Source organism: Actinoplanes sp. NPDC051859, from assembly GCF_044452725.1.
Taxonomy (GTDB): Bacteria; Actinomycetota; Actinomycetes; order Mycobacteriales; family Micromonosporaceae; genus Actinoplanes.
On record NZ_JBITBX010000006.1, the window covers coordinates 165,424 to 181,399 of the forward strand.

Here is a 15,976-nt window from a genome sequence, read left to right on the forward strand (position 1 = left end):
GGAGGTGAGCCGTGAACGGGATCGTCGCCGACGAGGCGGACGTGATCGTGGTCGGAGCCGGGCCGGGTGGATCCGCCGCGGCCTACCACATGGCCAGGCACGGGTTGAGAGTACTGCTGCTCGAAAAGACGCAGTTCCCGCGGGAGAAGGTTTGTGGCGACGGCCTCACTCCGCGAGCGGTGCGCCAGCTCGTGCGGATGGGCGTCGACACGTCGGAGAAGGCGGGGTGGCTCCACAACCGAGGCTTGCGGGTCATCGGCGGCGGAGTCCGACTTGAACTCGACTGGCCCGACCTGGCGAGCTTTCCGAGCTACGGGCTCGTGCGCACTCGCCTCGACTTCGACGACATGCTCGCTGAGCGGGCCGTCGCGGCGGGCGCGCTGCTGCGTACTCAAGTGACGGTCACCGGTCCGGTGCTGGACGCCGACGGGCACGCCATCGGCGTGGAAGCCAAGGTGGGCCCCGGAAAGGAGCCCGTCCAGTATCGAGCGCCGCTGGTGATCGCGGCGGACGGTGTGTCCGGCAAGCTGCCGCTCGCGATGGGGCTCGCCAAGCGCGACGACCGGCCGATCGGCGTGGCCGTCCGGCGCTACTTCCACTCGCCGGTCCGTGCCGACGACGACTACCTGGAGTCCTGGCTGGAGCTGCGCAGCGCGCAGGACCGCGACCGGCTGCTCCCGGGCTACGGCTGGATCTTCGGCCTGGGTGACGGCCGGGTCAACGTGGGCCTCGGCATCCTCAACTCGTCCAGCGCGTTCGGCAAGACGAACTACCGGGCCATGCTCAGCGACTGGCTCAACACGACCCCCGAGGACTGGGGCATGCGCGGCGAGGAGAACGCCGAAGGGCCGATCCTCGGTGCCGCCCTCCCGATGGGCTTCAACCGCGTGCCGCATTACACGCGCGGCATGATGCTGGTCGGCGACTCCGGCGGCATGGTCAACCCCATGAACGGCGAGGGCATCGCGTACGCCATGGAGTCCGGTGAGCTGGCCGCGGAGGTCGCCGTCCAGGCGCTCGCCCGCGCGGCGGGTCCGGACCGTGAGCGGGCGCTGCGGGCGTACCCGGCCGAGTTGAAGAACCGTTTCGGCGGGTACTACCGCCTGGGCGGGGTGTTCGTGAAGCTCATCGGCAACCCGCAGATCATGCGGATCGCCACCAAGCACGGCATGCCGCACCCGACGCTCATGCGCTTCGTGCTCAAACTCCTGGCGAACCTGACGGATCCGCGGGACGGGGACGCCATGGACCGCATCATCAACGGCCTGACCAAGGTTGCACCTGCGGTATGAGTATTCGGGACACCCCGGTCGAGGCCTGGCGAATGCGCATTAATAGTGTGAAGCGGCTAACAGTCGAGCAGGAGAAGGCATGACGCTCAATCCTTACGTACCGATCATCGGGCTACTGATTCTCGGTGCGCTCTTCGCCCTGTTCTCGGTGTCGGTCGCCCCGATCGTCGGGCCCAAGCGCTACAACCGCGCCAAGCTGGACGCGTACGAGTGCGGCATCGAGCCGGCGCCCCAGCCCATCGGTGGTGGACGCTTCCCGGTCAAGTTCTACCTGACCGCGATGCTCTTCATCATCTTCGACATCGAGACGATCTTCCTCTACCCGTGGGCCGTGTCCTTCGAGGCGCTGGGCCTGTTCGGGTTCGTGGAGATGGTTCTCTTCATCGTCACCGTGTTCATCGCCTACACGTACGTGTGGCGACGCGGCGGCCTGAACTGGGACTGAGTGCTATGGGAATCGAAGAGAAACTCCCGAGCGGCATCCTGCTGACCTCGGTGGAGAAGCTTTCGAACTGGGCCCGCAAGTCGTCGTTCTGGGGCGCCACGTTCGGCCTGGCCTGCTGCGCGATCGAGATGATGGCGTCCGGCGGCCCGCACTACGACCTGGGCCGCTGGGGCATGGAGGTCTTCCGGGCCTCGCCCCGGCAGGCCGACCTGATGATCGTCGCCGGCCGGGTCAGCCAGAAGATGGCGCCGGTCGTGCGGCAGATCTACGACCAGATGCCCGAGCCGCGCTCGGTGATCTCGATGGGCGTGTGCGCCTCCTCCGGCGGCATGTTCAACAACTACGCGATCGTGCAGGGCGTCGACCACATCGTTCCGGTGGACATCTACCTGCCGGGCTGCCCGCCGCGGCCGGAGATGCTGATCGACGCGATCCTCAAGATGCGCGAGAAGGTGATGGCCCAGCCGCTCGGCCCGAACGGCCGCAAGATGCTGGCGGCCCGCATCGAGCGCGGCGACGTGCCGATCGTGGCGCCCGGCGCGATGCCCTCCTCGTACCGCGTGGACAAGGCCCGCCGGGCCGAGTGGACGCAGGCGGTCAAGGAAGGCCGCGAAGAGCAGCTCCGCATCGAGAACTGGATGAAGCTGCAACCGCACCTTCGGGAGGGCGGCAAGTGAGCATGGATCCCCGGTCAGACGGTGGCGTACCGGTAACGCAGGCGGGCGGCGCGAACCTTGGCGCTCCCGCGCAGACGCCGCCCAGCCCCGACAAGGGCATGTTCGGCATGAAGGGCAGCGGTGACGTCTCCGGCTTCGGCGGCCTGGTCCGCCGGCGGCCGACCACCGCGGACAGCCCCCGGCCGTTCGGCGGCTACTTCGACGAGGTGCACGACGCGCTGGAAGAGGCCTACCCGGGCTTCGCCGACGCGATCGAGAAGGTGGTCGTGGACCGCGGTGAGCTGACCCTGCACATCAAGCCGGAGAAGATCGTCGAGGTCTGCCAGGTCATGCGCGACGACGAGTCGCTGCGTTTCGAGCTGTGCTCGTCGGTGTCCGGCGTGGACTACCTCGGCGCCGACGCGCGCCGGCTGCACGTGGCCTACCACTTGATGTCGATGACCTACCGCCGCCGGGTACGCCTCGAGGTCGCCGTCGCGGCAGACGGCCACGTGCCGAGCGTGACGAGCGTTTACCCGACCGCCGACTGGCAGGAGCGGGAGACCTACGACATGTTCGGGGTCATCTTCACCGGTCACCCCAACCTGACCCGGATCCTCATGCCGGACGACTGGGAGGGCTTCCCGCAGCGCAAGGACTATCCGCTCGGCGGCGTACCCGTCGAGTACAAGGGCGCCGAAATTCCGCCTCCTGACCAGCGGAGGGTCTACCAATGACACAGTCGGGCTACGCGACCGAGCGGGAGACCACCGAGGGCCGCGTCTTCACGGTCACCGGCGGCGACTGGAACACCGTCACCGACAGCGTCGATCCGCTCAGCAACGAGAAGATCGTCGTCAACATGGGCCCGCAGCACCCGTCGACGCACGGCGTGCTGCGCCTGGTGCTGGAGCTGGAGGGCGAGACGGTCACCGACGTCCGGCCCGTCATCGGCTACCTGCACACCGGCATCGAGAAGAACCTCGAATACCGCAACTGGACCCAGGGCACGACGTTCGTGACCCGTGCCGACTACCTGGCACCGCTGTTCAACGAGGCCGGTTACTGCCTGGCCGTCGAGAAGCTGCTGGGCATCGAGGACCAGATCACCGACCGGGCCAACACCATCCGGGTGCTCTTCATGGAGCTCAACCGGATCGCCTCGCACCTGGTCTGGATCGCCACCACGGGCATGGAGCTCGGCGCGATCTCGATGATGCTCTACGGCTTCCGCGAGCGTGAGTACATCCTCGACATCTTCGAGGAGACGTCCGGCCTGCGGATGAACCACGCGTACTTCCGCCCGGGCGGCGTCGCGCAGGACATCCCGGAGTCGGCGGTCAAGAAGATCCGCGACTTCCTGGTCTACCTGCCGAAGAAGCTCAAGGAATACGAGGCCCTGCTCTCCGGCCAGGTCATCTGGCACGAGCGCACCCAGGGTGTCGCGGTCCTCGACGTGACCGGCTGTCTGTCGCTGGGCGTCACCGGTCCGGTGCTGCGCTCGGCCGGGTTGGCGTGGGACCTGCGCAAGACCATGCCGTACTGCGGGTACGAGAACTACGAGTTCGACGTGCCGACCGCGCAGACCGGCGACGTGTGGGGCCGCTACCTGGTCCGGATGGCCGAGATCCGCGAGTCCATGAAGATCGTCGAGCAGGCGCTGGACCGGCTCAAGCCCGGCCCGATCATGGTGGCGGACAAGAAGATCGCCTGGCCCGCCCAGCTCGCGATCGGCGTCGACGGCATGGGCAACTCGCTCGAGCACGTCGCCAAGATCATGGGTCAGTCGATGGAGTCGCTGATCCACCACTTCAAGCTCGTGACCGAAGGCTTCCGGGTCCCGCCGGGCCAGGTCTACGTCGCCATCGAGCACCCGCGCGGCGAGCTGGGAGTGCACGCGGTCTCCGACGGCGGTACGCATCCTTACCGCGTACATATGCGGGATCCGAGCTTCGTGAACCTCCAGGCCATCCCCGCGATGGCCGAAGGCGCCCTGCTGGCCGACGTCATCGCCGGCGGCGCCTCTCTGGACCCCGTGATGGGTGGGTGTGACCGATAGATGTCTGATACCAAAGTGGACTTCTCGCCCGCGGCCGCGCCGCTCGCGGAGAAGCTGCTCGACTCCGCGCGCGAGATCATCGCCCGTTATCCCCTGGGCCGGGAGCGGTCGGCGCTGCTGCCGCTGCTGCACCTCGTGCAGACGACCGAGGGGCACGTCAGCCCGGACGGTGTCGCGTTCTGCGCCGAGGTGTTGGGCATCAACAAGGCCCAGGTCGGCGCGGTCGCCACGTTCTACACGATGTACAAGCGCCGCCCGACCGGCGAATACCTGGTCAGCGTGTGCACCAACACCCTGTGCAACATGCTCGGCGGCCAGGAGATCTACGACGGCCTGACCGAGCACCTGGGCGTGGGCCACGACGAGACCACCGCCGACGGCAAGATCACGCTGGAGCACGCCGAGTGCCTGGCCGCGTGCGACTACGCGCCGGTCGTGACGGTCAACTACGACTTCACGATCGACCAGGCCACGCCCGACTCCGCGGTCGGCCTGGTCGAGGGGCTGCGCAAGGGCGAGAAGCTCACGCCGAGCCGCGGCGCCCGGCTGTGCAGCCTCAAGGAGATGCAGTTCCAGCTCGCCGGGTTCGCCGACGAGCGCGACGGCGCGGTTGCGGACGGTCCCGCGGGCGCCCCGACGTTGCGCGGCGTGACCCTCGCTCAGCAACACGGCGTGGCGGTGCCGAACTTCGACATCGACACTCCCATCGCGACGACCAAGCCCGCCCGCGACGAGTCCGCTCGGGCTGTCAAAGACCCGGGCCCGGGAAGCGCGACGGCTCCCGCCACCGCCAAGCCCGAGGGCAAGATCGCCAGCGTGGCGAAGAAGGCGGCCGAGGCGGTCAAGCACGCGGCGGCGGTCGTGGTCGACAAGGCCGAGACCGTGGTCGAGCACCGCAAGGCGGGCGAGCCGGTCAAGGCCGGCGACGACAAGGATCCCGAGGTCCGCACCGCGGAGCACCGCAACCCCGACGCCTCCACGCCGACCCCCGACGAGGGGAAGCTCCGAACCGGGCAGGCGCCGGAGAACGCGGCCGAGGCGGCAGGCGCGGCCGGCAACGCTCCGGCCGGTGACGGCAAGCCCGCCGGTGACGGCAGGCCCGCTGGTGACAGCAAGCGCGACGGCGGCAAGCGTGACGGCGGCAAGCGCGGCAAGGAGAAGAAGTGACCCAGCCACGGCCTGAGGTGCTCAAGAAGCTCACCCCCGTGCTCACCAAGCGCTGGCTCTCGCCGGACGCCTGGAAGATCGAGACGTACGAGCGGCTGGACGGCTACGCCGCGGTCCGCAAGGCGCTCGACGTGCACCCCGACGACCTGATCCAGCTGGTCAAGGACTCCGGCCTGCGCGGTCGCGGCGGCGCGGGCTTCCCCACCGGTCTCAAGTGGGGCTTCATCCCGCAGGGCGACGGCAAGCCGCACTACCTCGTCATCAACGCCGACGAGGGCGAGCCCGGCACCTGCAAGGACCTGCCGCTCATGACGTACGACCCGCACTCGCTGATCGAGGGCGCGATCATCGCCTCCTACGCGATCCGCGCGAGCCGGGCGTACATCTACATCCGCGGTGAGGCCGTGCACGCGGCGCGGCGGCTGCGGCACGCGGTCAAGGAGGCGTACGCCAAGGGCTACCTCGGCGAGAACGTCCTCGGCTCCGGGTTCGATCTGGACCTGGTCGTGCACAGTGGCGCGGGCGCGTACATCTGCGGTGAAGAGACGGCGCTGCTCGACTCGCTCGAGGGATTCCGCGGCCAGCCCCGGCTGCGCCCGCCGTTCCCCGCGGTCGCCGGTCTCTACGCCAGCCCGACGGTGGTCAACAACGTCGGCACCATCGCTTCCGTGCCGTACATCGTGCTCGGTGGGGCCGACTGGTGGAAGAGCATGGGCACGGAGAAGTCGTCCGGCCCGATGATCTACTCGCTGTCCGGCCGGATCAAGAACCCGGGCCAGTACGAGTGCGGCCTCGGCATCACCCTGCGCGAGCTGATCGAGCTGGCCGGGGGCATGCAGGACGGCCACCAGCTGAAGTTCTGGACGCCGGGCGGCTCGTCGACGCCGCTGCTGACCGCCGAGCACATCGACACCGCGATGGACTTCGAGGGCGTGGCGGCCGCGGGCTCGATCCTGGGCACCACGGCGATGCAGATCTTCTCCGACCAGGACTGCCCGGTGTACGCGACCTGGCGCTGGCTCGAGTTCTACCACCACGAGTCGTGCGGCAAGTGCACCCCGTGCCGCGAGGGCAACTACTGGATGGTGCGGACGTACCGCCGGATCCTCTCCGGCGAGGGCACCGTCAAGGACCTGGACACGTTGCAGGACACCGCGGACAACATCTTCGGCCGCTCGTTCTGCGGTCTCGGTGACGGCGCGGCGACCCCGGTCATGTCCACGCTGAAGTTCTTCCGCCAGGACTACCTGGACTACATCGAGGGCCGGACCGCCCCGCGGCTGTCCGCCAAGGCCCTGGTTGGAGCGCACTGATGACCGACGTAGCGAAGAAGGCCGACGAGGTCTCGCTCATCATCGACGGCGTCGAGGTGACCGCCAAGAAGGGCGAACTCGTCATCCGGGTCGCCGAGCGGATGGGCACCGCGATCCCGCGGTTCTGCGACCACCCGCTGCTCGCCCCGGCCGGCGCCTGCCGCCAGTGCCTGGTCGAGGTGGAGGGCCAACGCAAGCCGGTCGCCTCCTGCACCCAGACGGTCGCCGAGGGCATGGTCGTCAAGACCCAGCTCACCTCGGAGGTTGCCGCGAAGGCGCAGGGTGGCGTGATGGAGCTGCTGCTCGCCAACCACCCGCTCGACTGCCCGACCTGTGACAAGGGCGGCGAGTGCCCGCTGCAGAACCAGGCCATGACCAACGGCCGGGCCGAGTCGCGGTTCCACGAGCACAAGCGCGAGTACGAGAAGCCGATCCACATCTCCAGCCAGGTGCTGCTGGACCGCGAGCGGTGCATCCTCTGCCAGCGCTGCACCCGGTTCTCCGAGGAGATCGCCGGCGACAAGTTCATCGACCTGATGGATCGCTCGTCCGGCGAGCAGATCAACGTCTACCGGGACGACTTCTTCGGCGGCCGGGGCACCGGCGACGGCCAGGTCGGCGAGGGCGAGGGCGACGTCGCCTTCAACTCGTACTTCTCCGGCAACACGATCCAGATCTGCCCGGTCGGCGCGCTGACCGGTGAGCAGTACAGGTTCCGGGCCCGCCCGTTCGACCTGGTCTCCACCCCGTCCGTCTGCGAGCACTGCGCGGGCGGCTGCGCGAGCCGCACGGACCACCGGCGCGGCAAGGTGCTGCGGCGCCTGGCCGGCGACGACCCGGCGGTCAACGAGGAGTGGAACTGCGACAAGGGCCGCTGGGCCTTCCGCTACGCCACCGCATTCGACCGGATCATGAACCCGCTGATCCGCGATGCCGCCACCGGTGAGCTGCGCGAGGCCTCCTGGAGCGAGGCGCTGCTCGCCGCCGCCGAGGGCTTGCAGGCCGCCAAGGGCCAGGGCGTCGGCGTGCTCACCGGCGGCCGGCTCACGGTTGAGGACGCGTACGCGTACGCGAAGTTCGCCCGGGTCGCCCTCGGCACCAACGACATCGACTTCCGGGCCCGCCCGCACAGCTCCGAGGAAGCCGACTTCCTGGCCGCCTCGGTCGCCGGGGTCACCGACGTGACGTACGAGGACGTGGAGAACGCGCCCGCGGCGGTCATCGTCGGCCTCGAGCCCGAGGAGGAGTCGGCGATCCTCTTCCTGCGCCTGCGCAAGGGCGCGTTGAAGAAGAAGCTGAAGGTTACGGCCGTGGCGCCGTACCTGACTCGCGGTCTGGTCAAGCTGAGCGCGACCCTCGTGCCGGCCGTGCCCGGCGACGAGGCCCGGCTGCTCGACACGGACGGCACGGTCGCCGCGGCGCTTGCTGAGCCCGGCGCTCTGCTGATCGTCGGCGAGCGGCTGCTGGAGACGCCCGGCGGCCTGTCGTCGGCAGCCAAGCTGGCCGCGAAGACCGGCGCGCGGCTGGCCTGGGTGCCGCGTCGCGCCGGCGACCGCGGTGCGGTCGACGCCGGCTGCCTGCCCAACCTGCTGCCCGGCGGCCGCCCGGTCACCGACGCGCAGGCCCGCAGCGAGATGGCGACGGCCTGGGGAGTGGAGACCTCCGCTCTTCCGGGTACGCCCGGACGCGACGGTGACGCGATCATCGCGGCCGCAGCGGCGGGTCAGCTCGGCGCCCTGCTGGTCGGCGGCGTGGACCCGGCCGACCTGGCCGACCCCCGCCTCGCCGAGCAGGCGCTGGACGCGGTGCCGTTCATCGTCAGCCTGGAGATGCGGCAGAGCGCGGTCACCCGCCGCGCCGACGTGGTGCTCCCGATCGCCCCGGTGGCCGAGAAGCCCGGCACGTTCATCAACTGGGAGGGCCGCCTGCGGACCTTCGACGCGGTGCTGCCGACCGGCGCGATGACCGACGCCCGCGTGCTCGAAGCGGTCGCGGCCCTGATGGAAGTCCCATCCAACCACCCCGCCGCCCCCCAAAACGGGACTAAAGGCATCTCTCTGGGGACCGGCGATGTCGGCTCGATTCGCCGCGAGCTCGGCGCGATGCCCGCCAGCCGCTCGGACCGCCCGGCGCTGCCCACGGTGGCCGCGGCGAGCGTGCCGAAGCCGACCGGCACTGAGGCGGTCCTGGCCACCTGGCACCAGCAACTCGATCTCGGCTCGCTGCAGGACGGCGACGAGTTCCTGGCCGGAACCGCCCGGCCGCCGCTGGTGCGCCTCGGCAAGGAGCTGGCCCAGACGCTCGGCGTGGCTGACGGTGACCCGGTCACGGTCGGCACCGACCGGGGTGCGATCACGCTGCCGGCCGCGATCACGGACCTGCCCCCGCAGGTGGTGTGGCTGCCCACGAACTCGCCGGGCTCGACGCTGCGCCGCAGCCTCGGCGTCACCTCGGGAGCGGTGGTCCGGCTCAGCGCCGGCGCCCCCGGCCCGGTCCTTGCTGCTCAAGGGGTCAACGCATGAACTCGCTAGTTCTCGCGGCCGCCCAGGATCCGACGCTGCAGACGTTCGAAGACGACGTCTGGTGGATCACGCTGATCAAGCTGCTCGGCGTGTTCGTGATCCTGCTGCTGCTGACGCTGTTCACGATCAACTACGAGCGCAAGGTCGTGGCCCGGATGGCGGTCCGGCCGGGCCCCAACCAGGTCGGCCCCAAGGGCTGGTTGCAGAGCCTCACGGACGGCATCAAGCTGCCGTTCAAGGAGGAGATCATCCCGAAGACCGCCGACAAGGTGGTCTACTTCATCGCCCCGGTGATCTCGGCGACCTGCGCCTTCACCGCGTTCTCGGTGATCCCGTTCGGACCGGTCGTCTCGATCTTCGGCCACAAGACCGCGCTGCAGCTCACCGACGTGCCGGTCTCGGTGCTGGTGCTGCTCGCCTGCTCGTCGATGAGCGTCTACGGTGTCGTGCTCGCCGGTTGGGCGTCCGGCTCGACGTACCCGCTGCTCGGTGGTCTGCGGTCCAGTGCCCAGATGATCTCGTACGAGGTCGCGATGGGCTTGTCGATCGTGGCGGTCTTCATGACTGCTGGCTCGATGTCGACCTCGCAGATTGTGAAGGCGCAGGCCGGTAACGCGCCCTCGGGCGTCGACATCCTCGGCTGGAACCCCACGGCCCCCAGCTGGTACGCCGTCCTGCTGCTGCCCAGCTTCATCATCTACTGCATCGCCGCGGTCGGTGAAACCAACCGGGCTCCGTTCGACCTGCCCGAGGCGGAGTCCGAGCTGGTCGGCGGCTTCCACACCGAGTACTCGTCGTTCAAGTTCGCGCTGTTCTTCCTCGCCGAGTACATCAACATGATCACTGTCTCGGCGTTCGCCACCACGCTGTTCCTCGGTGGCTGGCGGGCCCCGGCCCCGATCACCTCCTTCTGGGAGGGCGCCAACTCCGGTTGGTGGCCGATGGTCTGGTGGCTCGGCAAGGTACTCATCCTGCTGTTCGGTTTCATCTGGCTGCGGGCCACGCTGCCCCGCATGCGTTACGACCAGTTCATGCGCTTCGGCTGGAAGGTGCTGATCCCGGTCAACCTGGTCTGGATCCTCTTCCTGGCCGGCGTCCGGGTCACCAACGAGCGCGTCGACGGTGGTGCCCGCTGGGTCGTCTACCTGGTCGCGGCGGTCGTCGTGCTCGGCATCGCACTGATGTGGCCGGCCAGCAAGAAGCAACGCGAGTTCTCGATCGAGGAGCAGCTCGCGGCGCGGCCGCCGGGCAGCTTCCCGGTCCCGCCGATGGACCTCCAGGTTCCCCCCAGCCCCCGCGCCCGGCGCGCCGTCGCCGACCGCAAGCCGGCAACGGTCGGCGGCGCGGACGCGGCCCCCGACGACACGTCAGACAAGGAGGTGTGACGTGGGAACGTTCACGGGCTCGTTCAAGGGCTTCGGGGTGACCTTCGCGCACATGTTCCGCAAGGTCATCACGACCGACTATCCGTTCTCCCCGCCGAAGCCGGCGCCGCGCTACCACGGGCGGCACATCCTCAACCGGCACCCGGACGGCCTGGAGAAGTGCATCGGCTGCGAGCTGTGCGCCTGGGCCTGCCCGGCGGACGCGATCTACGTCGAAGGCGGCGACAACACCGACGAGCAGCGCTTCTCGCCCGGTGAGCGGTACGCCAGCATCTACCAGATCAACTACGCCCGCTGCATCTTCTGCGGGCTGTGCATCGAGGCCTGCCCGACCCGTTCGCTGACCATGAGCAACGAGTACGAGCTGGCCCGCGACAACCGCCAGGACCTGATCTTCACGAAGAAGGAGCTCCTGGCGCCGCTGCTGCCCGGCATGGAGCAGCCGCCGCACCCGATGCGCCTCGGCGAGACCGACAAGGACTACTACCTCGGCGCGCTGACCAACCCGGGCACGTCGGCCGGTGCGGAACGGGCGCCCTGGTCGCAGACCGGCACCGAGGACGCGACCGGCGCGGCCGCCACGGAGGTGGCCCGGTGATCGCCCACGCGGCGGCCGCCGCCGCAGAGGTCAGCACCGCGGAGGCCTGGGGCTTCTGGATCCTCGGCTCGCTGGCCGTCATCGGCGGGCTCGGCATGGTGCTGGCGCGCAACGCGGTGCACTCCGCGCTGTGGCTGGTCCAGAGCATGCTCTGCCTGGGCTTCATCTATGTGATCAACGAGGCGCCGTTCCTCGGTGCGGTGCAGATCATCGTCTACACCGGCGCGATCATGATGCTGTTCCTCTTCGTGCTCATGCTCGTCGGCCGGGACGCGTCCGACTCGCTCATCGAGACGCTGCGCGGCCAGCGCCTCGCCGCGATCCTGTTGGGTGCCGGCTTCGGCGTCCTGGTGGCAGCCGGCCTCGCCCGCTCGCTCGGTGACACGGCCGTGGTGGGCCTGGCCGACGCGAACGCCGCCGGCAACGTGCAGGGCATCGCCTCGCTGCTGTTCACCAAGTACGTCTTCGCCTTCGAGGTCACGTCCGCGCTGCTGATCACGGCGGCGGTGGGCGCGATGATCCTGGCCCACGTGGAGCAGGGCTCGCTGGACAAGGTAGACCAGGTGACGCGGATGAAGGAGCGCTTCCGGCCGGGCAACTACCCCGGTGCGAAGGCGGGTCCGGGCATTTACGCCAACACCATGTCGGTCGCTGTCCCGGGCAAGTTGCCGGACGGCAGCGGCTCGGAGCGCACCATCTCGCCGATCCTTCCGGTGCGCGAGCTGACCGAGCAGGAAGCCGCACCCAAGGGGACGGAAAAGTGACTCCTGACTACTACCTCGTACTCGCGGCGATCCTCTTCACCATCGGGGCCGCCGGGGTGCTGGTCCGCCGGAACGCGATCGTGCTGTTCATGTGCATCGAGCTGATGCTGAACGCCGCGAACCTCGCGCTGGTGACCTTCAGCCGGATCAACGGCACGCTCGACGGCCAGATCATCTCGTTCTTCGTGATGGTGGTCGCGGCGGCCGAGGTCGTGGTCGGGCTGGCGATCATCATGTCGATCTTCCGTACGCGGCGCTCGGCGAGCGTCGACGACGCCAACCTCCTCAAGTACTAAAGGGGCCTTCACGTGGAACAGACAGTGGAGTACGCCTCCGCCACGGGGCTTCTGAGCGGAATCTGGCTACTTGTCGCCATTCCGCTCGCCAGTGCGACCATCCTCCTGCTGCTCGGCAAGCGGGCGGACAAGTGGGGTCACTGGCTCGGTGTGCTGGCGGTGGCGTCGACGTTCGTCCTCGGCCTGACGATGTTCTTCCAGCTGCGCGGCCTGGACGAGGGAGCGCGCTCGGCCCAGCTGAGCATGTGGGACTTCATCGTCGTCGGCGGCCTGGAGGTCGACTTCGGGCTGTTGTTCGACCCGCTCTCCGGCGTGTTCGTCCTGCTGATCACGGGTGTCGGCTCGCTGATCCACCTGTACGCCGTGGGCTACATGGAACACGACCCGGGGCGACGGCGGTTCTTCGCGTACTTCAACCTGTTCGTCGCGGCGATGCTCCTGCTGGTCCTCGGCAACAACTACGTGATGCTCTACTTCGGCTGGGAGGGCGTGGGTCTCGCGTCGTACCTGCTGATCTCGTTCTGGTACACCCGGCCGTCCGCGGCCACCGCCGGCAAGAAGGCGTTCCTGATGAACCGGGTCGGCGACGCCGGCCTGGCCATCGGCATCTTCCTGATGTTCGCGACGCTGGGCACCACGCAGTACGACCAGGTGTTCAGCCAGGTGTCGCTGCTGTCCGGCGGCACCGTGCTGGTCATGGGCATCCTGCTGCTGCTGGGCGCCGCCGGTAAGTCCGGCCAGTTCCCGCTGCAGGCCTGGCTCCCCGACGCCATGGAGGGCCCGACCCCGGTCTCCGCCCTGATCCACGCGGCGACGATGGTCACCGCCGGCGTCTACCTGATCGCCCGCTCGCACGCGATCTTCTCGGCAAACGAGACGCTGCAGCTGATCGTGGTCAGCGTCGGCGCGCTCACGCTGCTGATGGGCTGCATCATCGGCGCCGCGAAGGACGACATCAAGCGGGTCCTCGCCTGGTCGACGGTCAGCCAGATCGGCTACATGTTCGTCGGTGTCGGGCTCGGCGGCGGGGCGTACGCGCTGGCGATCATCCACCTGCTGGCGCACGGCTTCTTCAAGGCCAACATGTTCCTCGGGGCCGGCTCGGTCATGCACGGCATGCACGACCAGGTCGACATCCGCCGCTTCGGTGGTCTCAGCAAGTACATGAAGTACACCTGGATCACCTTCATGATGGGCTGGTTGGCGATCATCGGCATCCCGCCGCTGTCCGGCTACTTCTCGAAGGAGCCGATCATCGCGGCCGCCTTCGAGGGCGAGGGCTGGAAGCCGTGGCTGTTCGGCATGGCCGCGCTGCTCGGTGCGGGCCTGACCGCCTTCTACATGACCCGGCTCTTCGTGCTGACGTTCCACGGTCCCGAGCGGTACACCAAGGAGAACAAGCACCCGCACGAGTCGCCGTTCATCATGACCGTGCCGCTGATGCTGCTGGCCGTGGGCTCGATCGGCGCGGGTTGGCTGATGTCCACCTCGGTGCCGGACTGGCTGACGCCGGTCTTCGGCGCCGCTGAGGAGGAGCACCCGCACGCGGTCCTCGGGCACACGGTGGTCGGCATCCTGGGCATCGCGGTCACGCTGCTCGGCGCCGGCCTGGCCTGGGCGCTGTTCCGCAACGGCACCGCCGAGCAGGAGCAGCCGGCTGGCTTCCTGGTTCGCGCGGCCCGGCGCAACCTCTACACCGACGCCTTCAACGAGGCGGTGTTCGAGCGGCCCGGTATCTACCTCACCCGCGCGCTGGTCTACCTGGACAACCGGGGCATCGACGGCGCGGTCAACGGCCTGGCGGCGGCCGTCGGTGGCAGCTCGGGGCGCCTGCGCCGACTGCAGACCGGTTTCGTCCGCTCGTACGCGTTGTCCATGCTGACCGGCGCCGTGCTGGTCGTCGGCGCGTTCCTCGCGATCCAGCTGGGGTGGTTGGCGTAATGAAGGACTTCCCGTTCCTGTCCATCCTGACGTTGCTCCCGCTGGTGGGCGCGGCAGTGGTGGCCTTCATCCCACGCAGCAAGGCCGGGCTCGCCAAGACCATCGCCCTGGCATGGTCGCTGGTGGTGCTCGCGCTGAGCATCGGCATGTGGGTGGCCTTCGAGGCCAAGGGTGACCGCTTCCAGTTCCGCGAGTCCTACCAGTGGATTCCGACCTGGGACGCGCGGTTCACCTTCGCGGCTGACGGCATCGCCCTGGTGATGCTGATCCTCATCGCGCTGCTGGTGCCACTGGTCATCCTGGCGTCCTGGCACGACGTCGACGAGACCCAGCGGTCGGTGCCGACGTACTTCGCGCTGCTGCTCGCCCTCGAATGCACGATGATCGGCGTCTTCGCGGCCGCCGACGTCTTCCTGTTCTATGTGTTCTTCGAGGTCATGCTGGTGCCGATGTACTTCATCATCGGCTCGTTCGGCGGCCAGCGCCGCCAGTACGCCGCGGTGAAGTTCTTCCTCTACTCGCTGGTCGGCGGCCTCTTCATGCTGGCCGCGGTGGTCGGTCTCTGGGTGGTCGGCGGACACACGTTCGACTGGAACAACCTGAAGGACGCCTCGGCCGCCTTCGAGACGAACACGGCCCGGTGGCTGTTCCTCGGCTTCTTCATCGCGTTCGCGGTGAAGGCGCCGTTCTTCCCGTTCCACACCTGGCTGCCGGATGCCGGTGGTGCCGCTCCGGCGCCCGCGGCCGCGCTGCTCGTCGGCGTGCTGGACAAGGTCGGCACGTTCGGCATCCTGCGCTACTGCCTCCCGCTGTTCCCGGAGGCGTCGCGCTGGTTCGCCCCGGCGGCACTGGTGCTGGGCGTCATCGGCATCATCTACGCGGCGTTGCTGGCGGTCGGGCAGAACGATCTGAAGCGGCTGGTGTCGTACACGTCGATCGCCCACTTCGGGTTCATCGGCATCGGCATCTTCGCCTTCACCACCCAGGCCGGCACCGGCTCGGTGCTCTACATGGTCAACCACGGCCTGGCTACCGGCCTGCTGTTCCTGGTGGTGGGCATGTTCGTGGCGCGCCGCGGCTCGGCCCTGGTGAGCGACTTCGGTGGTGCGGGCAAGCTGGTCCCCGTCCTCGCCGGCGTGCTGTTCTTCGCCGGTCTGGCCTCGCTGGCGCTGCCCGGCACGGCGCCGTTCATCAGCGAGTTCCTCGTGCTGATCGGCACCTTCACCGTGCACCCGGTCTACGCGATCATCGCCACGACCGGCATCATCCTGGCTGCCGCGTACGTCCTGTGGATGGTGCAGCGCACGACCCAGGGCACGCTGAACCCGGCGCTCGAAGCTGTTCCCGAGATGCGGAAGGACATCACCTGGCGCGAGAAGGCAGTCGTCGCGCCGCTGGTGCTGCTGCTGCTTCTCCTCGGCTTCTATCCGAAGCCGGTCACCGATGTGATCAACCCGGCAGTCGAGGCGACCATGCAGGACATCGGCTCGACCGATCCGGCGCGGACCGCGGTCGCGAACGGAAAGGTGGCGCCGTAG

The 15,976-nt window shown here is 68.8% G+C and carries 14 protein-coding genes; all 14 read left to right on the forward strand.

Annotation, left to right across the window (positions count from 1 at the left end; all coding sequences use genetic code 11):
* Window positions 1-11 precede the first annotated feature (11 nt).
* Complete coding sequence (locus ACIA1L_RS17465; protein WP_396073744.1) at window positions 12-1,292, forward strand: geranylgeranyl reductase family protein; 1,281 nt, start codon at window positions 12-14, stop codon at window positions 1,290-1,292.
* Between the two features lie 79 nt (window positions 1,293-1,371).
* Complete coding sequence (locus ACIA1L_RS17470) at window positions 1,372-1,737, forward strand: NADH-quinone oxidoreductase subunit A (RefSeq protein ID WP_396073745.1); 366 nt, start codon at window positions 1,372-1,374, stop codon at window positions 1,735-1,737.
* A 5-nt stretch (window positions 1,738-1,742) separates the two neighbouring features.
* Window positions 1,743-2,414: a NuoB/complex I 20 kDa subunit family protein gene (locus ACIA1L_RS17475; RefSeq protein WP_396074067.1), complete on the forward strand. Its 672-nt coding sequence runs from the start codon at window positions 1,743-1,745 to the stop codon at window positions 2,412-2,414.
* Window positions 2,415-2,416: 2 nt separating this feature from the next.
* Entirely contained in the window at window positions 2,417-3,130 is a 714-nt protein-coding gene (locus ACIA1L_RS17480; RefSeq protein ID WP_396074068.1) for an NADH-quinone oxidoreductase subunit C, read from the forward strand.
* Window positions 3,127-4,452 carry an NADH-quinone oxidoreductase subunit D gene (locus ACIA1L_RS17485; RefSeq protein ID WP_396073746.1) on the forward strand — a complete coding sequence of 442 codons (1,326 nt, stop codon included), beginning with the start codon at window positions 3,127-3,129 and terminating at the stop codon, window positions 4,450-4,452. The genes ACIA1L_RS17480 and ACIA1L_RS17485 overlap by 4 nt, the downstream gene beginning before the upstream one ends.
* Window positions 4,453-5,619: an NADH-quinone oxidoreductase subunit NuoE gene (gene nuoE, locus ACIA1L_RS17490; RefSeq protein ID WP_396073747.1), complete on the forward strand. Its 1,167-nt coding sequence runs from the start codon at window positions 4,453-4,455 to the stop codon at window positions 5,617-5,619.
* Window positions 5,616-6,932: an NADH-quinone oxidoreductase subunit NuoF gene (gene nuoF / locus ACIA1L_RS17495; RefSeq protein WP_396073748.1), complete on the forward strand. Its 1,317-nt coding sequence runs from the start codon at window positions 5,616-5,618 to the stop codon at window positions 6,930-6,932. Before nuoE ends, nuoF begins: the two co-directional genes overlap by 4 nt.
* Window positions 6,932-9,454, forward strand: coding sequence for an NADH-quinone oxidoreductase subunit G (locus ACIA1L_RS17500; RefSeq protein ID WP_396073749.1), 2,523 nt, complete (start codon window positions 6,932-6,934; stop codon window positions 9,452-9,454). The genes nuoF and ACIA1L_RS17500 overlap by 1 nt, the downstream gene beginning before the upstream one ends.
* Window positions 9,451-10,839 carry an NADH-quinone oxidoreductase subunit NuoH gene (nuoH, locus tag ACIA1L_RS17505; RefSeq protein WP_396073750.1) on the forward strand — a complete coding sequence of 463 codons (1,389 nt, stop codon included), beginning with the start codon at window positions 9,451-9,453 and terminating at the stop codon, window positions 10,837-10,839. The genes ACIA1L_RS17500 and nuoH overlap by 4 nt, the downstream gene beginning before the upstream one ends.
* Window position 10,840: 1 nt before the next feature.
* On the forward strand, window positions 10,841-11,437 hold the full coding sequence (gene nuoI / locus ACIA1L_RS17510; protein ID WP_396073751.1) for an NADH-quinone oxidoreductase subunit NuoI: 597 nt from the start codon (window positions 10,841-10,843) through the stop codon (window positions 11,435-11,437).
* Window positions 11,434-12,201, forward strand: a complete 768-nt coding sequence (locus tag ACIA1L_RS17515; RefSeq protein ID WP_396073752.1) for an NADH-quinone oxidoreductase subunit J — start codon at window positions 11,434-11,436, stop codon at window positions 12,199-12,201. Before nuoI ends, ACIA1L_RS17515 begins: the two co-directional genes overlap by 4 nt.
* Entirely contained in the window at window positions 12,198-12,497 is a 300-nt protein-coding gene (nuoK, locus tag ACIA1L_RS17520) for an NADH-quinone oxidoreductase subunit NuoK (RefSeq protein WP_023357573.1), read from the forward strand. The genes ACIA1L_RS17515 and nuoK overlap by 4 nt, the downstream gene beginning before the upstream one ends.
* A 12-nt stretch (window positions 12,498-12,509) precedes the next feature.
* Window positions 12,510-14,438 carry an NADH-quinone oxidoreductase subunit L gene (nuoL, locus tag ACIA1L_RS17525; protein WP_396073753.1) on the forward strand — a complete coding sequence of 643 codons (1,929 nt, stop codon included), beginning with the start codon at window positions 12,510-12,512 and terminating at the stop codon, window positions 14,436-14,438.
* Window positions 14,438-15,976, forward strand: a complete 1,539-nt coding sequence (locus ACIA1L_RS17530; protein ID WP_396073754.1) for an NADH-quinone oxidoreductase subunit M — start codon at window positions 14,438-14,440, stop codon at window positions 15,974-15,976. The genes nuoL and ACIA1L_RS17530 overlap by 1 nt, the downstream gene beginning before the upstream one ends.